General features: G+C 61.1%; 18 protein-coding genes and 1 pseudogene. 14 read left to right on the top strand and 5 right to left on the bottom strand.

Features of this window, described 5'->3' with window-relative positions; translation table 11 throughout:
* The first annotated feature begins 36 nt into the window (after nucleotides 1–36).
* The 10 genes from fghA (at nucleotide 37) to QAO71_RS10945 (ending at nucleotide 8,827) form a co-directional block, all read left to right on the top strand.
* Nucleotides 37–891: an S-formylglutathione hydrolase gene (gene fghA, locus QAO71_RS10990; protein WP_036988838.1), complete on the top strand. Its 855-nt coding sequence runs from the start codon at nucleotides 37–39 to the stop codon at nucleotides 889–891.
* 350 nt (nucleotides 892–1,241) lie between these two features.
* Entirely contained in the window at nucleotides 1,242–1,715 is a 474-nt protein-coding gene (ispF, locus tag QAO71_RS10985) for a 2-C-methyl-D-erythritol 2,4-cyclodiphosphate synthase (RefSeq protein ID WP_036988840.1), read from the top strand.
* Nucleotides 1,716–1,717: 2 nt separating this feature from the next.
* Nucleotides 1,718–2,776: a tRNA pseudouridine(13) synthase TruD gene (truD, locus tag QAO71_RS10980; protein WP_280164423.1), complete on the top strand. Its 1,059-nt coding sequence runs from the start codon at nucleotides 1,718–1,720 to the stop codon at nucleotides 2,774–2,776.
* Entirely contained in the window at nucleotides 2,776–3,540 is a 765-nt protein-coding gene (gene surE, locus QAO71_RS10975; RefSeq protein WP_036988841.1) for a 5'/3'-nucleotidase SurE, read from the top strand. The genes truD and surE overlap by 1 nt, the downstream gene beginning before the upstream one ends.
* On the top strand, nucleotides 3,533–4,201 hold the full coding sequence (locus QAO71_RS10970; protein ID WP_036988842.1) for a protein-L-isoaspartate(D-aspartate) O-methyltransferase: 669 nt from the start codon (nucleotides 3,533–3,535) through the stop codon (nucleotides 4,199–4,201). The genes surE and QAO71_RS10970 overlap by 8 nt, the downstream gene beginning before the upstream one ends.
* Before the next feature lie 41 nt (nucleotides 4,202–4,242).
* Nucleotides 4,243–5,136, top strand: a complete 894-nt coding sequence (locus QAO71_RS10965; RefSeq protein ID WP_074778732.1) for a DUF368 domain-containing protein — start codon at nucleotides 4,243–4,245, stop codon at nucleotides 5,134–5,136.
* A gap of 19 nt (nucleotides 5,137–5,155) precedes the next feature.
* Nucleotides 5,156–5,989, top strand: a complete 834-nt coding sequence (locus QAO71_RS10960; protein WP_036988843.1) for a peptidoglycan DD-metalloendopeptidase family protein — start codon at nucleotides 5,156–5,158, stop codon at nucleotides 5,987–5,989.
* A gap of 173 nt (nucleotides 5,990–6,162) precedes the next feature.
* Entirely contained in the window at nucleotides 6,163–7,140 is a 978-nt protein-coding gene (gene rpoS / locus QAO71_RS10955) for an RNA polymerase sigma factor RpoS (RefSeq protein WP_036990082.1), read from the top strand.
* 182 nt (nucleotides 7,141–7,322) lie between these two features.
* Nucleotides 7,323–7,904 (top strand): LemA family protein, encoded by a 582-nt coding sequence (locus QAO71_RS10950; RefSeq protein ID WP_036988844.1) that lies wholly within the window; start codon nucleotides 7,323–7,325, stop codon nucleotides 7,902–7,904.
* Entirely contained in the window at nucleotides 7,901–8,827 is a 927-nt protein-coding gene (locus tag QAO71_RS10945; protein WP_051610732.1) for a GIDE domain-containing protein, read from the top strand. The genes QAO71_RS10950 and QAO71_RS10945 overlap by 4 nt, the downstream gene beginning before the upstream one ends.
* A gap of 12 nt (nucleotides 8,828–8,839) precedes the next feature.
* Here QAO71_RS10945 and QAO71_RS10940 read toward each other — a convergent pair whose 3' ends face one another.
* From QAO71_RS10940 to QAO71_RS10930, 3 genes are all read right to left on the bottom strand, one after another.
* Nucleotides 8,840–10,888: a GGDEF domain-containing phosphodiesterase gene (locus tag QAO71_RS10940; protein ID WP_280165678.1), complete on the bottom strand. Its 2,049-nt coding sequence runs from the start codon at nucleotides 10,886–10,888 to the stop codon at nucleotides 8,840–8,842.
* 117 nt (nucleotides 10,889–11,005) lie between these two features.
* The gene (gene sodB / locus QAO71_RS10935; protein WP_074778133.1) at nucleotides 11,006–11,587 is read right to left on the bottom strand and encodes a superoxide dismutase [Fe]; all 582 of its coding nucleotides are present in this window, start codon (nucleotides 11,585–11,587) and stop codon (nucleotides 11,006–11,008) included.
* Nucleotides 11,588–11,738: 151 nt separating this feature from the next.
* The gene (locus QAO71_RS10930; RefSeq protein ID WP_280165677.1) at nucleotides 11,739–12,341 is read right to left on the bottom strand and encodes a LysE/ArgO family amino acid transporter; all 603 of its coding nucleotides are present in this window, start codon (nucleotides 12,339–12,341) and stop codon (nucleotides 11,739–11,741) included.
* Between the two features lie 100 nt (nucleotides 12,342–12,441).
* Here QAO71_RS10930 and QAO71_RS10925 point away from each other — a divergent pair.
* The 3 genes and pseudogenes from QAO71_RS10925 to QAO71_RS10915 all read left to right on the top strand — a co-directional run bounded on the left by QAO71_RS10925 (nucleotide 12,442) and on the right by QAO71_RS10915 (nucleotide 15,035).
* A pseudogene (locus QAO71_RS10925) lies at nucleotides 12,442–13,316 on the top strand (LysR family transcriptional regulator ArgP).
* Nucleotides 13,317–13,455: 139 nt separating this feature from the next.
* On the top strand, nucleotides 13,456–14,394 hold the full coding sequence (locus QAO71_RS10920) for a hypothetical protein (RefSeq protein WP_136869674.1): 939 nt from the start codon (nucleotides 13,456–13,458) through the stop codon (nucleotides 14,392–14,394).
* Nucleotides 14,394–15,035, top strand: coding sequence for an ACP phosphodiesterase (locus QAO71_RS10915; protein ID WP_136869675.1), 642 nt, complete (start codon nucleotides 14,394–14,396; stop codon nucleotides 15,033–15,035). The genes QAO71_RS10920 and QAO71_RS10915 overlap by 1 nt, the downstream gene beginning before the upstream one ends.
* Here the strand turns inward: QAO71_RS10915 and QAO71_RS10910 are convergent.
* Entirely contained in the window at nucleotides 14,966–15,745 is a 780-nt protein-coding gene (locus QAO71_RS10910) for a lysophospholipid acyltransferase family protein (RefSeq protein WP_136869676.1), read from the bottom strand. The genes QAO71_RS10915 and QAO71_RS10910 overlap by 70 nt on opposite strands.
* A complete protein-coding gene (locus tag QAO71_RS10905) occupies nucleotides 15,745–16,491 on the bottom strand; it encodes a GNAT family N-acyltransferase (protein ID WP_136869784.1) in 747 nt (248 codons plus the stop codon). Before QAO71_RS10905 ends, QAO71_RS10910 begins: the two co-directional genes overlap by 1 nt.
* Before the next feature lie 185 nt (nucleotides 16,492–16,676).
* Between QAO71_RS10905 and QAO71_RS10900 the strand changes: the two genes are divergently transcribed.
* On the top strand, nucleotides 16,677–17,459 hold the full coding sequence (locus tag QAO71_RS10900) for an MBL fold metallo-hydrolase (RefSeq protein WP_036988853.1): 783 nt from the start codon (nucleotides 16,677–16,679) through the stop codon (nucleotides 17,457–17,459).

The following is a 17,459-nucleotide window of genomic DNA, read 5'->3' as shown; positions in this document are numbered from 1 at the left end:
CATCAGCGCTTCAGCTGAACAATCAGGAATCGACTCATGAACTCTTCCATTGAATTGCTTGCCGCCAACAAGAGTTTCGGCGGTTGGAACAAACGCTATCGGTATCGCTCGTCAGTACTGGGTGGCGATACGGTCTTTGGTATCTACCTGCCGCCCCAGGCCGATCGGGGAGAGCCCCTGCCGGTGCTCTACTGGTTGTCCGGACTGACGTGTACCGATGAGAATTTCATGCACAAGGCTGGCGCCCAGAAGCTGGCAGCGGAGCTGGGCGTGGTCATCGTCGCGCCCGATACCAGCCCCCGTGGCGAGGGCGTGCCGGATGATCCGGACGGGGCCTGGGATTTTGGACTCGGCGCGGGATTCTACGTCAACGCGACGGAGCAGCCCTGGGCTGGGCATTACCGCATGTATGACCATGTCGTCAGCGAATTGCCGGCCGTGATCGAAGCGAACTTCCCGGTCTCGGACCAGCGCAGCATCAGCGGCCACTCCATGGGCGGCCATGGCGCGCTGATCTGTGCCCTGAAGAATCCGGGGCGCTACCGCTCGGTGTCTGCTTTCGCCCCGATCACCAATCCCATGGACTGCCCCTGGGGCCACAAGGCGTTCGGCAACTATCTGGGGGATGATCGGGAGCAGTGGAAGCAGTGGGACACCTGCGCGCTGATCGCCAATGCGCCAGAGCGGCTGCCATTGCTGGTCGACCAGGGAGAGGCGGATAACTTCCTTGCTGAACAGCTCAAGCCGGAGGCACTGGAAGCCGCTGCGGCAGCTGCCGGGCACCCATTGATCCTGCGCCGCCAGCCGGGTTATGACCATAGCTACTTCTTCATCGCCAGCTTTATCGATGATCATCTGCGTCATCATGCTCGGGCATTGGGCCGCTTGTGATTGCGATTTGTGGGGGAGTACAGGTTGGTCGGCACAACCCTGCCGACCAACCTGCCCGGAACCTTATATATGGCTGATGGTTTTAAACCCCTCAGCCACACAAATCCTCACCTTCTTTGCGCCGGGAACAGCCTGCCTGCGACCGTCGTGTCGCCAAGGATGGCGACCGCGAGCCTACATGGATGTATTTACGGCGTGTCGCAGGTAGGCTGTTCCCGGTGCAAAGGTACTCGCAATAGGAAGCGGCAACTAGTCGCGCCCCTTGGGCATGCACAAAACCCCGCAATGCTTCTGCCTGTAACCCGGACCCTGTAATATCCCCCTTCGTTTTTCAGTTCAGCAGGTATCCCATGCGCATTGGTCACGGCTACGACGTTCACCGTTTCGGTGAGGGCGATTTCATTACTCTGGGTGGGTTGCGGATTGCCCATGATCGGGGGCTGGTCGCCCATTCCGATGGGGACGTGGTACTGCATGCGCTGACCGACGCCATTCTCGGTGCGGCCGCGCTGGGTGATATCGGCCGGCATTTTCCGGACACCGATCCGCAGTTCAAGGGCGCCGACAGCCGGGTGCTGTTGCGCCATGCCCTGTCGCTGGTGCATGCCAAGGGCTGGCAGGTAGGTAATGTGGACGTTACCATCGCTGCCCAGGCGCCCAAGCTGGCACCGCATATCGAGACCATGTGCGAGCGGGTCGCGGCGGACCTGCAGGTGGTGCGCGATCAGGTCAATATCAAGGCCACCACCACCGAGAAGCTGGGCTTCGTCGGTCGCCAGGAGGGAATCGCCGTGCATGCGGTCGCCCTGTTGCTGCCGCGATGAGTATGGATGACAGCCAGTGGCTGGGGCCGCGTGCGCTGGGCGAGCCCTGCGGGCGGGCCGTTCTGAAGGCCCAGCCGGAAGACTTTCGGGTAACGGAAATTCTGGATATCGAGCTGAGCGGGCAGGGCGAACATCTCTGGCTGTTGATTGAAAAGCGCGACCTGAATACCGAAGAGGTGGCGCGTCAGTTGGCCCGGGCAGCGGGGATCAAGTTGCGCGATGTCAGCTACGCCGGCATCAAGGATCGTCGTGCGATCACCAGCCAGTGGTTCAGTCTGCAGTTGCCGGGCAAGGCCGATCCGGATCTGTCTGCCCTATGGGATGACAACCTGCGCTGCCTGGCCAGCCAGCGTCATTCCCGCAAGCTGCAACGCGGCGCCCACCGTGCCAATCGCTTCGTCATTCGCTTGAGCAGCCTGCAGGCCGAGCAGGAATCATTGGACGCGCGCTTGCAATGCATCGCCACCACGGGCGTGCCGAACTATTTCGGTCCCCAGCGTTTTGGTCGGGATGGCGGTAATATCGATCAGGCGCGCCACTGGGCCGAGCGCGGTGGTCTGCCGCCGGCGCGGGGTACTCGTTCACGGTTGTTGTCCACCGCGCGCAGTCTGGTATTCAACCGGGTTTTGGCGCAACGGGTTGAGAAGGGAAACTGGAACCATCTGGTGGAGGGCGACTGCCTGGCCTTCACTGACAGCCGCAGCCATTTTTCCGCGCAGCGACTGGCGGCAGATGACCGGCGCTTCGATGAGTTGGACGTGCATCCCACCGGCCCGTTGTGGGGGCAGGGCGAGCTGCCGACCGCGCAGGCGGCGCAAACGCTGGAACAGGCGGTGGCTGCGAGCGAACCGGTCCTGTGCCATTGGTTGGAAAGTGCCGGGCTTGAACAGCAGCGGCGCATTTTGCGCCTCCCCATCAGCGGCTTGACGTGGCATTATCCCTCACCGGATTGCCTTGAAATTGAATTCACCCTGCCAACCGGCTGCTTCGCCACCGCGGTGTTGCGCGAGTTGCTGGTGCTGGCCGATGAGCCTGGCGGCGGACTGGAAAGTGAAACCTGATGCGTATTCTCATTGCCAATGACGATGGTGTGCTGGCGCCAGGGCTGACGGCCCTGCACGGTGCACTACACGATTATGCCGATTGTGTGGTGGTAGCCCCCCATGAAGACCGCAGCGGTGCCAGCAGCGCACTGACGCTGGACAAGCCACTGCGCCCCTTCTATCTGGAAAACGGCTTTGTCGGCCTTAACGGCACGCCCACGGACTGTGTGCACCTGGGGGTCAACTCGCTGTTCGCCGACAGCGTCGATATGGTGGTGTCCGGCATCAACCTGGGCGCCAACCTGGGAGATGACGTGCTGTATTCCGGCACCGTCGCCGCCGCGCTGGAAGGGCGCTTCCTGTCCCGCCCGGCCATGGCCTTCTCGCTGGTCAGTCGCCAGGCCGATAACCTGCCCGCTGCGGCGGCCATTGCCCGCCGTCTGGTCGAGGCCCATGATCAGCTTGAACTGCCGCCGCGCACCATCCTCAATGTGAATATTCCGAACCTGCCGCTGGAGCGCATCAAGGGCGTGGTGCTGACTCGGCTGGGGCACCGTGATCGCGCCGCCAAACCGGTCAAGTGGACTGATCCGCGTGGCAAGGAAGGCTATTGGATTTCCGTGGCTGGCGATGCCGAAGATGGCGGTGAGGGAACCGATTTCAATGCGGTCATGCAAGGCTATGTCTCGGTCACTCCGCTGCGTATCGACAAGACACACTATGAAGTCTTTGACCACCTGGATGGCTGGCTGGGCAAGTTGGGGATGACGAACGATGCGTGAGGATCTCTGGAAAACCGGGATCGGCATGACCTCTCAGCGTACCCGCGAGCGGCTGCTGGAGCGGCTGTTCGAAGAGGGTATCCGCAACCTCCATGTGCTCGAAGCGATCCGCCGTACCCCGCGTCACCTGTTTCTCGACGAGGCGCTGGCGCACCGGGCCTACGAAGATACCGCATTGCCCATAGGCCACAACCAGACCCTTTCCCAGCCCTATATCGTGGCGCGGATGACCGAGCTGCTGCTTGGTGGCGGGCCGCTGGACAAGGTGCTGGAAGTGGGCACCGGCTCCGGCTACCAGACCGCGATCCTGGCGCAGGTGGTCGAGCGGGTATTCACCGTCGAGCGCATCATGCCGTTACAGGAGCGGGCCAAGGCGGTGCTCAAGGAGATCGACGTTCGCAATGTGGTATACCGGCACGCCGATGGCAACTGGGGCTGGCCGCAATACGGACCTTATGATGCGATTCTGGTGACTGCGGCGCCTGCCGAAGTGCCTACCGAACTGCTTGGACAACTGGCCGAGGGTGGCCGAATGGTGATTCCGGTGGGCGAACATGAACAATTTCTCACCCTGGTGACCCGGGAAGGGGATCAATTCATCCGCCGGCAGGTCGAACCTGTACGTTTTGTCCCACTGCTGGCAGGAGCTATCAGCTTTTGAATCGTTTTTTCTCGGAGTACCTTCTGGTTTTTTTCAAGGGCATGGCCATGGGGGCTGCGGATGTTGTCCCCGGCGTGTCTGGCGGCACCATCGCTTTCATCACTGGTATCTATGACCGCCTGCTGGCCGCTATAGGCTCCTGCACACCGAACAAGCTGCTGTGGCTGCTGCGTGGACGGGTCAGGGAAACCTGGCGATCCATCGATGGCAACTTTCTGGTAGCGCTGCTGGCCGGCGTTGCTACCAGTATTGCCACCCTGGCGAATCTGATCAGCTATCTCCTGGCAGAACATCCGGAACTGATCTGGTCGTTCTTCTTCGGCCTCATTCTCGTCTCCGTGTGGTTGGTCGGTCGGGAGATCCATCGCTGGAGCATCGGGGTCATCCTGATGTTGTTTACAGGGGCCGCTTTTGCCTACGTGATTACCGTGGCGGTGCCGCTGCAGTGGCCGGTCAACCCCCTGATGATCTTTCTGGCTGGCGCCATTGCCATCTGCGCGATGATCCTGCCCGGTATTTCGGGGAGTTTCATCCTGTTGCTGCTGGGCCTGTACACGACAGTGCTCGGAGCGATCAAATCCTTCGATGTGGCTCTGCTGACGATTTTCATCTGCGGTTGCCTGGTCGGCATTCTGAGTTTTTCGCGATTACTGTCCTGGCTGCTCCAGCATGCCAGGAACGCTACCCTGGCGCTGTTGACGGGGCTGATGATAGGGTCATTGAACAAGGTCTGGCCGTGGAAGCAGACGCTGACCTGGCGTGAGAACAGCCAGGGCGCGATGGAACCCATGCAGCAGACCAATCTGCTGCCGGGCAGCTACGAATCACTGACTGGCGCACCGTCTCACTGGTTGGGCGGACTGGCGCTGATGCTGGCGGCCGTTGTGGTGGTGCTGGGCCTTGAATGGATTGGCCAGCGGATGCGCCGGGATTGAACGCCGATTGGCTGGGGGGATGACCGTGAGGCAATGGAGCTATAGCAGCATCGCGTTACCTGCAGTCCTGCTTCTGGCATCGCTGCTGTCGGCCTGCGCCGGTCCCTCGGGCGGTGTTCCGGTCGATGACCGCAGTCGTGGCAGCTCCCGCGCCGAGCAGGTGACTTCCGGCTCCCATGTGGTCCAGCGCGGCGAAACTCTCTATCAGATTGCCTTCCGTTATGGCTGGGACTGGAAAGCCCTGGCCGCCAACAACAACCTGCGACAGCCTTTCACAATTTATCCTGGGCAGCGCATCAGCCTGGAAACGCGCTCGTCCGCTGTTGCTCGCGCGCCCACACGAACTCCACCGGCGGCCAGCCGACCCACCAGTTCGCCGCCGGTGCGATCAACCCCCGCACCGGCGCCTGCCCCGGTTAAAAGTGGTGCAGAGAAACAAACTGTTACAAATAAACCGGCATCCACACCTGCTCCTGCTGCGCTTACCGGCTGGCAATGGCCGGCCCAGGGCCCTTTAATAGCGCGTTTCCAATCGAACGCGAGTTTGAATAAAGGGATTGATATTGCCGGTCAATTGGGTCAGCCTGTTTTTGCTGCAGCAAACGGTTCGGTGGTCTATGCGGGGCGGGGGCTGATTGGTTACGGCGACATGATCATCATCAAGCATGACGACGATTTCCTCAGTGCTTATGCGCATAACAGCCGTTTGCTGGTAAAGGAAGGGGAGCAAGTCAGGGTCGGGCAGAAGATCGCGGAGATGGGGAGCAGTGGTACCGACAGGGTCAAGCTGCATTTTGAAATTCGACGTCGCGGCCAACCTGTGGACCCTCTCGGTTATTTGCCCAAACTGTGAACTAGCTCCAAGACAAAACAGTTTTAATGTTGTCATAGTTTCCAGGCAAACTGCAGGGAGCACTGGATTGGCGAAGCGGGGGTGCCAATCCCGGCGATAGTCAGCGGAGGCTGACACGCACCGGATTGCCTTTGTGCATCCGATCGTGTTTCGACTGAAGATGGGGCATGCAAATGGCTGTTAATAATAATGTGCCTGAGGATCTTGAACTGGTAGATCAGATCAGGCCGGACGAACCCGAGACCGCGGACGAACCGGATCGCGTTCGGGTGGCAACTCCTCGCAATCACAAGCGTGAAAATGCGTTTGAATTCACTCGGCAGCTTGATGCCACTCAGATGTATCTCAATGAAATCGGCTTCTCACCGCTTCTTACTCCCGAGGAAGAGGTCTATTTCGCGCGGCTGGCACTGAAGGGCGACGAAGCCGGTCGCAAGCGGATGATCGAGAGCAACCTGCGGCTGGTGGTCAAGATCGCCCGTCGCTACGTCAATCGCGGGCTGACCCTGTTGGATCTTATCGAAGAGGGCAACCTCGGCCTGATCCGGGCGGTGGAGAAGTTTGATCCCGAACGGGGTTTCCGCTTTTCGACTTACGCCACATGGTGGATTCGCCAGACCATCGAGCGGGCCATCATGAACCAGACTCGCACGATTCGTCTGCCGATCCATGTGGTAAAAGAGCTGAACATCTATCTGCGTGCGGCCCGTGAGTTGACGCAGAAACTCGATCATGAGCCGACCCCGGAAGAAATCGCCCAGCTGCTCGACCGCCCGGTCGAGGACGTCAAGCGCATGCTCGGGCTGAACGAGCGGGTGGCATCGATCGATGTTTCTCTGGGGCCGGACTCGGACAAGACCCTGCTCGATACCCTGGCCGATGACATGGCGCAGGATCCCTGTGAGCAACTGCAGGACGATGACCTCAACGCCAGTATCGACATGTGGCTGTCCGAGCTGAGCGAGAAGCAGCGCGAGGTGGTCACCCGACGTTTCGGTCTGCGCGGTCACGAAAGCAGCACGCTGGAAGAGGTAGGCCGGGAAATCGGTCTGACTCGTGAGCGGGTGCGGCAGATTCAGGTCGAAGCGCTCAAGCGCCTGCGTGACATCTTCGAGCAGCATGGACTGTCCGGAGAATCACTGTTTCAGTGACTCCCCGGCTCGCCCAGGGCACTCAACAGCAATCTAAAACGGGAACCTCAGGGTTCCCGTTTTAGATTGGCCAGCGCTGTAACGGCGTGTTCCCGGGGCCTGCGTTTTTCATGTTGCCGCTATCCCATTCTGTGCGAAGATAGCTCTGGCTGTGTTCAACAGCACCAAAAGGAGAGTATCGAATGGACTGGAGTCATCTTCCCACATTGCTGATTGTGGCGGCGCTGGTGGTTCTGTTGATCTACGCCGTCACCCTGTACAACCAACTGGTCAATATCAAGCACGCGGTCAGTCGCGCCTGGGCCAACATCGATGTGTTGCTGCGTCAGCGTCATGATGAACTGCCAAAGCTGGTGGAGGCCTGTCGGCAGTACATGCAATACGAACAGGGGACCCTCGAGAAGGTTATCAGCGCGCGCAACGCGGTCAGCCAGGCGCGTGATCAAGCCGATCTGAAGCGCCTGGGCCAGGCGGAAACGGCCCTGCGCAGCGGCCTGGGCCAATTGTTCGCCCTGGCTGAGGGTTACCCAGAGCTGCAGGCCAGTTCCTCGTTCCAGCATCTGCAGCAGCGTATCTCCGGTCTGGAGAGCGGCATTGCCGATCGTCGTGAACTGTATAACGCAGCGGTGAATATCAATAACGTGCGGATCGAACAGTTCCCGGATGTGTTGATCGCGCGGCTCTTCGCCTTTCGACCCGCTGAGTTGTTGCAATTCTCCGAAGCGGACAAGGCCGACGTGGATCTTCGCCAGTTGTTTTCATGATCGACCTGTACGGCATTTTTCTCATTTCCCGGGGCGCACACGCGGTGTTCACCGGCCTCAGCTCGGTGCTGGCACTGTGGCTGCTCTATCGTATGTTCAGCCGTCTGCGCCGGGCGCGCTGGGTCGAGGATACGCCGACCTCGAAAATCCGCTCTGCGGCCCAGGGCCTGGTCGAGCTGGTCGGGCAGGTAGAAGCGGGTGGGTATGCGCCCTTGTTGTCACCACTGGCTGGTCGCCCGTGTCTGTGGTATCGCTTCACCGTCGAAGAGCTGCAACGTCGGGGCCGAAATACGGAGTGGCGTACTGTCGAGCGGGGCAGCTCCGACCGACCTATCCTGTTGCGGGATGAAACCGGCAGCTGTTGGATCCAGCCTGCGGCCGCGGAGGTTCATCCTCGTCAGCGTCGGCGCTGGGAAGGCAATCGACGCTGGCCGTTGGGTAACGTGGTACAGACTGGCGTACTGGGCGCCTTGCTTGCTCGCCGCTATCGCTATACCGAAGAATGGTTGCAGGAAGGCGATCCGCTCTATGCCCTGGGCTGGTTTGAAAGCCGCGGCGGTGGGCGCGAGGCGACGGATGCGCAGTCAGTTGCACGACAGATCATCAGCAGCTGGAAGGCGGACTATCCAACCCTGTTGGCCCGGTTTGATCGCAATGCTGATGGCCAGCTTGATCCGGCTGAATGGGAGCGGGTGCGCGCCGCGGCAGCCCGGGAGGCGCAGCAGCAAATCCGCCGTGCGGGTGAGGCGCCAGCCGTGCACATGCTGGTCAAGCCGCCGCACAAGAACTTGCCCTTTCTACTGTCTGATCACCATGAAGAAGACCTCAGCCGCCGGTTGCGCCGTCAGTCGGGCTGGAGCCTGGCCGGCATGTTGCTTGCTGGTGGGTTGGCCGGCTGGCTTTGGCTGGCCCTGCTGCAATAGGCGGCCGCTGTTTCAGCCCCGGTAGTGCTCCCGTTCATAACCGTCCAGCCACTCGATGAGGGCGGTCGCGGTCAGCGGTCGACTATAGAAGTAGCCTTGGCCGACATCGCAGCCTTCGGCACTCAGGTAGTCTTGTTGTCCGGCTGACTCCACGCCCTCGGCGATCACCCGCATTCCGAGGTTGCGGCCGAGCTGGATGATAACTCGCACGATAGTCTGGTCGTCGGGGGCGGTGAGCAGGTCGCCGGTGAAGCTCTTGTCAATCTTGATCTTGTCCAGCGGCAGCCGCCGCAGGTAATTCAGGGAAGAATAGCCAGTACCGAAGTCATCCAGGGCAATCTGCACACCGATGCTCTTGAGCTCGTTCAGGTGCCGGGCGGCGGCGTGAATATCCTCCATCAGCCCGGTTTCGGTGACTTCCAACTCCAGGTTGGCGCGTGGCAGTCCGTAGCGTTGCAGCACCTGGGTCACCATCTCCGGCAGGTCGGGGTGGTGCAGCTGGACGGTCGACAAGTTGACCGACATGCGCAAATGCGTTCTGCCGGCCTCGTGCCAGTCTCGCAACTGTCGGCACGCCTGATCCAGCACCCATTCGCCGATGGCAATGATCGCTCCGCTCTGTTCGGCCAGCGGTATGAACAGGTCTGGCGGCACCAGTCCGCGTTCCGGGTGATGCCAGCGTACCAGGGCTTCGACGCCGACCACACGGTGGTCGGTCAGGCTGACCTGCGGCTGGTATACCAGATGGAGTTCATTGCGCAGCAAGGCATTGCGCAGATCTGCGGCCAGCTCGCGACGGTCACGCATCTCGCTGTCCACACTCGCGATGTAGAACTGATAGCGGTTACGCGAGCGGGTCTTGGCCAGCATCATCGTCTGCTCGGCCTTCTGCAGCAGCTTGCCTGCATCCAGACCGTCGTCGGGGAACAGGGTGATGCCGATGGTGGCCTGAATCGCCACCTGGCTGTTGTTGACGGGGAAGGGCAGGCCCAATTCATCGAGGATCTGCTGCGCCAGTTCAGCCACTTCATAGGGCTCGTCCACAGCGCCGACAACCAGTGCGAACTGATCACCGCCCAGCCGGGCGATACTGATCAGGCGCCCGCTGTGGGCGTGCAGTCGCTCAGCGACAGCTACCAGTACGCTGTCGCCGGTCTGATAGCCGAACCTGTCATTGACCTCCTTGAAGTCATCCAGCCCGCAACAAAGTACCGCGACGCCATGCTGGCGGCGCCGCGCCTCGGCAAGAATGCGCGCCAGTTGCTCCAACAGCAGGCTGCGGTTTGGCAGCCCAGTCAACTGATCATGCCGGGCCATGTGTTGCATGTTGGCTTCGGCCTCATAGCGCTGGTTGCGGTTGCGTTCGATGGAGTGCAGCAACTCGTTGATCTTGGTGATCCAGAGCCCCAGTTCGTTGCGCTCCTGACCTGGCAGCATGGGAATCATCATTTTTCCCGGCTGCTCGGGATTGATATGGGCGATGTAGTCGATGATGCGTGCCAATGGCCGGGTCAGCAGCACGTGATAGACGAGGTACAGTGCACCGGCCATGGCGAGGGCGCGCAATACCCCGGAGATGAGAATGATCAGCGAGTAGCGCAGGAATTTCTGACCGTAGGGTGCAGTCTCCAGAGTCAGGCGCAGCTCGCCATAATATTCGTTATAAGGTGCCCGTCCCCGTAGCGGAATGCTGAAACTCTGCTCGACGCCGAACAGCAGATCAGTGATGAAACGATAAGAGGGGGTGCTCAGTGGCCGTTCGCGACTGGCCAATGGCGGTTCATCTGGATGACCGATGGCAGCGAAATGGACAGCCTCGTTGGCGAACAAGCCTTCGATCACCTGGGTGGCCATTTCCTTGTCCAGGCTGAATATCGCCTGGCTCGCCGGGTCGTGGAACATGGCCAGGATCTGCTTGGCGTCCCGATTGATCGCCTCTCGTTCGATGCGCAGGTCGAACAGGATTTGCCCCATGCTGAGCAGCATTCCTGCCAACAGTGCCCACATCAACACCAGCTTCAAAAGCTTGATTGAAAGACTGTGTCGGCGGCTCACTTTCAACACATGTCGTCCTTTTCATTGTTTTCCGCATCATGCATCCGTAACTGATGCGGTGCAACTGCTGAGAACAAAACACCCCGCTCAAGGCGGGGTGTTTTACATCAGTCAGGCCAGGCTTCAGGCAGCGAGGTTCTTCGCGACGAAGTCCCAGTTGACCAGATTCCAGAACGCCTCAACGTACTTCGGACGCGCGTTGCGGTAGTCGATGTAGTAGGCATGTTCCCAGACGTCACAGGTCAGCAGCGGGGTGTCACCGGAGGTGATCGGGTTGCCGGCGCCGATGGTGCTGGCCAGGGCCAGGGAACCGTCTGCTTTCTTCACCAGCCAGCCCCAACCGGAACCGAAAGTGCCGATGGAGACCTTGCTGAACTCGTCCTTGAACGCTTCGAAGGAACCGAATGCCTTGTTGATTGCGTCGGCCAGTTCGCCGGTGGGCTCGCCGCCGCCATTGGGGCTCAGGCAGTTCCAGTAGAAGGTGTGGTTCCAGACCTGGGCGGCGTTGTTGAACAGGCCGCCAGAGGAGGTCTTGATGATATCTTCCAGGCTCTTGCCTTCGTAGTCGGTACCGGCGATCAGGTTGTTCAGGTTGACCACATAGGTGTTGTGGTGCTTGTCGTGATGATATTCCAGGGTCTCGGCGGAGATGTGCGGCTGGAGGGCGGTCTTTTCATAGGGAAGTGCGGGCAATTCGAAAGGCATGGTCTCTCTCCATCTTCAGGTTATCGGGGTCGGTTCGGTATTGCGCAAGCCTGGCCGGGGTCTCCTCACGCCAGTCAATCACAGGCGCCGCCCCTGTTTATAACAGCCAAGATCATAGCATTCTGTTCCCGGGCTAGCCATGCCGCAAGCCTCAAGCGGGCCACACCAGTGACCAGGCCACTCTGAGCATCATGGCCGCGACACCGATATCGATCAGCCGCCAGGTCAGTGGGCGTTGCAACCAGGGCGCCAGCCTGGCCGCCCCGAGCGCCAGACTGAAGAACCACACCACGGATGCGCTGGCGGCGCCCAGTGCGAACAACGCCGGCAGGTCCTGCTGGGCGCCGACCGAGCCGATCAGTACCAGGGTGTCGAGATAGACATGGGGATTGAGCAGCGTCACCGCGAGCGTGGTCATCAGCACCGCCTGACGCGGGCGTCGTGGCCGGTCAGGGTCCATGCCGACCAGGCTCTGACTGCCGAGGGCACGGCGTAAGGCCAACAGCGCATATCCGACCAGAAACAGGATGCCACCCCAGCGTGTGATTTCCATCGCCAGCGGATGCCTTTGCAGCAACGATGCCAGGCCAAAGGTGCCGGCGGTCACCAGCAATGCATCACAGGTCATACACACCACCGCTGCGCTCAGGTGATGCTCCCGCCGCAACCCCTGGGCCAGAACGAAGGCATTCTGCGCGCCGATGGCCATGATCAACCCTGCGGCCACCAGAAAACCGTTCATATAACTGCCCATACCCTGCATGTCTGGCTCCGCCAAGAAGAAAGGCTGGCAGTCTGATGGGTGATCTAATATAAGAGAAACAAATATTGCTGATGGGATATAAAAATTACTCATGCTCGATTACAAGCTGTTGCAAGCGCTGGCCGCCGTGGTGGAAGAGGGTGGTTTCGAGCGGGCCGCGCGGGCGTTGGGGCTGTCCCAATCGGCGGTATCCCAACGCATTAAACTGCTGGAATCACGGGTAGGGGCGCCGGTTCTGCTGCGGGCTGTGCCGCCTGCGCCGACCGAGACCGGCAGGAAACTGCTCAACCATGTGCAGCAGGTGCGCTTGCTCGAGCGTGATCTGCAGCGGGATGTGCCCATGGATAGCGAAACTGATGCCGCTCCGCGATTGCGTATAGCACTGAATGCGGACAGTCTGGCAACCTGGTGGGCCGATGCGGTGGCCGATCTGTGCGAAGCGCAGAATCTGCTGCTGGAGTTGCTGGTAGATGATCAGGATGTAGGACTGCGCCGCATGCGCGCCGGCGAGGTGGCCGGTTGTGTCTGCGCAACGGAGCAACCGGTGGCGGGCGCGCGTTCCTTATCGTTGGGCAGCATGCGCTATCTGGCGGTGGCCAGTCCCGCCTTCATGGCGCGGCACTTTGCTGAAGGCATCACTCCAGCGGCGCTGCGTCGGGCCCCGGCCATTGTCTTCGGTCCCGATGACCAGTTGCAGCATCGGTTTCTGGCCGGCTGCGGATTTACCGAGCGGTTTCCACATCATTTATGCCCTCGTCGGAGGGGTTCGTGCGGCTGATCGACTCGGGATTGGGTTGGGGCCTGGTACCGGCCTTGCAAATCCGCTCCGAGTTGGCCGCCGGCAGGCTGCAGGAGCTCCTGCCCGGCAATCAGGTGGAGGTACCGCTGTACTGGCATTATTGGCGCAACGGCGGACGATTGCTGGAGGCCTTGACCCACCAGTTGGCACGCACGGTGCTGCACTGACCCCAGAGACGGGCACGGGTGGTCAGGCCGTTCCACAGCGCGCAGAATAGGCAGTGGTGAAAAATGCCAGGCCGGAGAGGAACTCGGTGCCTCCGAAAGCGACAGAGTCCAGAGCGGGTTGAGGGCAACAGGGGATTTTATGGGTGATGATGATATCCGGGACGTCCCGGGAATTCGCGCAACCGATGAGGATCGGGTAACCGCGCAACCGGGCGCGCGCCGCGGCAACCCAGCGGAGCCGCCAGTGGTACGGGCGGTGCGCGAACCACCGCCCCGTCGCCAGCGCAATGGCGCGCTCTGGGCGGTATGTCTGAGTCTGTTGATTGCTCTGGTCGGGCTGGGTTATTGGAGTCACCAGCAGCAGAGCCGCCTGCAGCGGCAACTGGTGGCGACCCAGGAAAGCTTTGCACGGATCAGTGAGGAAGCGGCGGGCCGACTGCAGGATATCAGCGGCAAGGTGGTCGCGACCGAATCCAGCCTGAGCCAGAATGAGCAGAACCGGGTACAGCAACTCAACAAGCTGGAACAGCGGGTGGAGCAGCTGACGGCGACCCAGCAGACCCAGCAGGACGAACTGCAGAGCCAGCAAGACAGCTTGCAGCAGCAACAACGGAGGATGCAGGCTTTGCAACAGGCCGATGCGGCCCGGGTGGAACAGATGACGGCGCTGGACGGGCTGGCCAGCACGCTCGGTGAGCAACTTGAACAACAGCAGCAGGCATTGACCGAGCTGGCCCAGCAGACTGAATCGGCCAATACGGCGCAGGCCGCCCTGCGCAGCGATCTGCAGCAGGCCAGCGAGCAGCTGCAGGCATTGGCCCAGCTGGAGCGCCGGTTGGCGGAGCAGGATAGCGAACTGGCCCGTCAGCGCGGCGAACTGGAAGCATTGCTGCAAGCATCATCCGGGGCCAATGTCGAGCAGGAGATGCTGGTGCTGCGCAGTGAAATCGAGGAGCGTCTGGCCAGCACCGAAGAGTCACTGCGGGCGATCGACAGCTTCCGCCTGCAGACCAATCGCACCATTTCCACATTGCGCAACCAGCTCGGCAATCTGCAGCAGCAGTTGGGGCAGCGCTGATGAACTTCCTGGCTCATCTGCGCCTGGGACCGGACGATCCGCAACAGGCGCTGGGTGGGTTGCTGGGTGATTTCGTCAAGGGGCCGGTGGCTGCCATGGCCCTGCCGGACCGGGTGCGCCAGGGCATCTGGTTGCATCGGCGCATCGATGCTTTCACCGATCGCCATCCGCTGGTGCTGCGCAGCAAGGCGCGGGTCAGTGGTGAGCGGCGCCGCTACGCCGGCATCATGGTCGACATGTTCTATGACCATCTGCTGGCCCGCCATTGGGCGCAATTTGCCGACCAGTCCCTGGCCATGTTCACCACCCGGATGTACCAGCAGGCGGTGCTGGCCCAGCAGGCGCTGATGCCGGAACGGGCAAGGATTGTGCTGGTGCGCATGGCCGAGCAGGACTGGCTGGGCAGTTATGCGGAGCTGCAGAACCTGCACCAGGCATTGGACAACATGGCCCGGCGCCTGCGCCCGGAAAACCGCCTGCCAGGGGCGGTCAGCGAACTGGAGCGGGATTACTCGGATTTCGAGGCTGATTTTCTGGAGTTCATGCCCGAGGTGATTGCCTTTGCCGACGCTCAGGCGGCCGCTCTCAGCGAGTCGACCGATTGGCAGTTGCTACTGTCCTCTTCCAGCCCCAGCGCCTGAATCACTGCCTGGCGGGCGCTGCGGGCCAGCTCGTTGCGGCCCAGGGTGTGACTGTCGATCAAAGGCAGGAAGTGCACATCGACGTCGATACGCGCTGCGCCCAGCAAACGCCACAGATGGCGGGAGAATTCGTCATCATCAATGAAGGGGGCAATAGTGTCCCGTTGCCCATGATTGCGGTAAGCCAGGGCTACCGGCTGGATGGGCAGGTGTTGTTCGATGGCGCAACCGAACAGGCGACCATGGAAGGTGCGCACCTGGTCACCCGCCGTGGTAGTGCCTTCGGCGAAAATCATCAGGTTGTGGCCCCGCTGCAGGACATTGCCCAGGCGCTGATTGAGACTGGCGGCCTGGCCGCGATGGATGAAGACCGTACCCGCCCGGTCTGCCAGCCATCCCAGCAGCGGCCATTGACGCACCTCGGCCTTGGCCAGAAAACGGACCGGCGCCCGGGCGCCGAGCAGAATGATATCCACCCAGGACACATGATTGCCGACCCATAGCGCCGTGCCAGCCGCCGGTTGCCCGTGGTAGCGAATATGCAGCGGCAACAGGCGGAGCAGGCAGCGCATCCACCAGCGGGTAATGGCCTGGCGTGGTGGTTCCCGCCAGCGGCCGGGCAACAGCTGCAACAGGGCTGTCAGCAGCATACCGAGCAGCACCCACAGCGCTACCAGCGGTGCTCGCCACAGGCGGCGCCAGGTTGCCATCAACTGACCGCCTTGAAATGCCGGGCGTAGCGCGGGCACAGCTGCTCGCGTTGCAACAGAATGAACAGGTCGGCGACATTGAATGCCGGGTCCCAGCAGGGCTCGCCGCAGATTTTCGCGCCCAGGCGCATATAGGCCTTGAGCAGCGGTGGCAGCTGCGCGGTAACGTTGGCGGGCAGGTGCTGTTCGGCCAGCGGCAGGCGGGGCACGGCATTCAGCCATTCGCGACTGAGATGACGTTCCCGCAGCCGTTGCATGATGGCATGAGCCTGAATGCCGCCATCGCCCATGCCGATGCTGGCGCAGCCCATCAAGAAGCTGTAATTGCGCTCATTCATCAGCTGCGCCAGGCCCGACCAGAGCACGGCGATGGTGCTGCCGTTACGGTAGTCAGCATGCACGCAGGTGCGACCGATTTCCAGGATCGGCCCGCGCAGGTACTCCAGCCCCACCAGGTGAAACTCACCCTCGCTGTAGAAACCGCCGGCCCGGGAGGCGCCGTGGCTGTCAAGCAAGCGGGTAGTGGCCACCACCTGGCCGCTGCTGCGCTCGCGCACCAGCAGGTGCTCGCAGTGACTGTCAAAGGCATCATGATCCAGCCCGGGCACCGAGCTCTCCAGTCTGGCGCCACATTCCTCGCTGAAGATGGCGTAGCGTAGCGCCTGCGCCTCCCTGATCGCGGCGGGCTCGGTGGTCAGCTCGACTACCAATGGGGTCTGATTGATCTGATCTGTTGCCTGTGCCATACCCATCATCGTTACCTCCAGCGCAGCATCCATTTCGTGCCACCATGCTGATCAATAGCCATGTCACGAAAGTGACTGGTTGATGTCGGTTGGGTGACACTGCAGGGAGTTTGATCCAGATCAGCACGAGGCTGGCGCGCGTCGCCTATAAAGACGGCCCGCAAGATTCAAGACAAGGAGTTGAAATGTCGAGTACCCCCAGGGTGCTGTTCGATAACGGCGTACACAAGGTGCTGTGTTTCGATCAATTGGTGACCGGCGATGGCGTGCAGTCCAACCAGTTCCTGATCATCGATCATGATCAGCATGCATTGCTCGATCCGGGCGGTGACCTGACCTATATGCCACTGTCCCTGGCGCTGAGCCGGCATATCGTGGTGCGCGACCTGACTTACGTGTTCGCCTCGCACCAGGACCCGGACATTATCGCTTCGTTGGACAAGTGGTTTCTCCATACCGGCTGCAAGGTCGTCTGTTCCAAATTGTGGGCACGCTTTCTGCCGCACCTGTCCGCGGCCTTTTTGGCTAAAGCGTCGGGCATGAGTACCACGGAACGCATGATCGCAGTGCCCGACCGGGGGCAGAATATTCCCCTGGGCCAATGTGTGATCAAGGCGCTGCCCGCGCACTTTCTGCACTCGGTGGGTAACCTGCAGTTCTATGACCCGGTCAGTGGCATCCTGTTTTCCGGCGACATGGGCGCATCGCTGGTGGATGACGCGGAGCCGGTCAGCGATTTCACCGCCCACATTCCCACCATGGAAAGCTTCCATCGGCGTTACATGGCCGGCAACAAGGCTTGTCGGCTCTGGGCCAACATGATCCTGCGACTGCAGCCGCAGATGATCGTGCCGCAACATGGTCGGCCGTTTATCGGGGCTGCTATGATCAGGGAGTTTCTCGATTGGATCAGCCAGCTTGAATGTGGCATGGATCTGATGGAACAGGACGACTACCAGATACCCTGA

Origin of the sequence: Halopseudomonas sp. SMJS2, from assembly GCF_029866945.1 — a bacterium.
Taxonomy (GTDB): domain Bacteria; phylum Pseudomonadota; class Gammaproteobacteria; order Pseudomonadales; family Pseudomonadaceae; genus Halopseudomonas; species Halopseudomonas bauzanensis.
This window is presented reverse-complemented; position numbering and strand designations above follow the sequence as displayed.

Coding starts and splice junctions, on each gene's coding strand:
- QAO71_RS10960 (WP_036988843.1), top strand. CDS start 5,156: ATGACCGTGAGGCAATGGAGCTATAGCAGCATCGCGTTACCTGCAGTC.
- QAO71_RS10910 (WP_136869676.1), bottom strand. CDS start 15,745: ATGGCAACCTGGCGCCGCCTGTGGCGAGCACCGCTGGTAGCGCTGTGG.
- QAO71_RS10950 (WP_036988844.1), top strand. CDS start 7,323: ATGGACTGGAGTCATCTTCCCACATTGCTGATTGTGGCGGCGCTGGTG.
- QAO71_RS10945 (WP_051610732.1), top strand. CDS start 7,901: ATGATCGACCTGTACGGCATTTTTCTCATTTCCCGGGGCGCACACGCG.
- ispF (WP_036988840.1), top strand. CDS start 1,242: ATGCGCATTGGTCACGGCTACGACGTTCACCGTTTCGGTGAGGGCGAT.
- QAO71_RS10970 (WP_036988842.1), top strand. CDS start 3,533: ATGCGTGAGGATCTCTGGAAAACCGGGATCGGCATGACCTCTCAGCGT.
- sodB (WP_074778133.1), bottom strand. CDS start 11,587: ATGCCTTTCGAATTGCCCGCACTTCCCTATGAAAAGACCGCCCTCCAG.
- QAO71_RS10930 (WP_280165677.1), bottom strand. CDS start 12,341: ATGGGCAGTTATATGAACGGTTTTCTGGTGGCCGCAGGGTTGATCATG.
- QAO71_RS10905 (WP_136869784.1), bottom strand. CDS start 16,491: ATGGCACAGGCAACAGATCAGATCAATCAGACCCCATTGGTAGTCGAG.
- surE (WP_036988841.1), top strand. CDS start 2,776: ATGCGTATTCTCATTGCCAATGACGATGGTGTGCTGGCGCCAGGGCTG.
- rpoS (WP_036990082.1), top strand. CDS start 6,163: ATGGCTGTTAATAATAATGTGCCTGAGGATCTTGAACTGGTAGATCAG.
- fghA (WP_036988838.1), top strand. CDS start 37: ATGAACTCTTCCATTGAATTGCTTGCCGCCAACAAGAGTTTCGGCGGT.
- QAO71_RS10920 (WP_136869674.1), top strand. CDS start 13,456: ATGGGTGATGATGATATCCGGGACGTCCCGGGAATTCGCGCAACCGAT.
- QAO71_RS10900 (WP_036988853.1), top strand. CDS start 16,677: ATGTCGAGTACCCCCAGGGTGCTGTTCGATAACGGCGTACACAAGGTG.
- truD (WP_280164423.1), top strand. CDS start 1,718: ATGGATGACAGCCAGTGGCTGGGGCCGCGTGCGCTGGGCGAGCCCTGC.
- QAO71_RS10915 (WP_136869675.1), top strand. CDS start 14,394: ATGAACTTCCTGGCTCATCTGCGCCTGGGACCGGACGATCCGCAACAG.
- QAO71_RS10965 (WP_074778732.1), top strand. CDS start 4,243: ATGGCCATGGGGGCTGCGGATGTTGTCCCCGGCGTGTCTGGCGGCACC.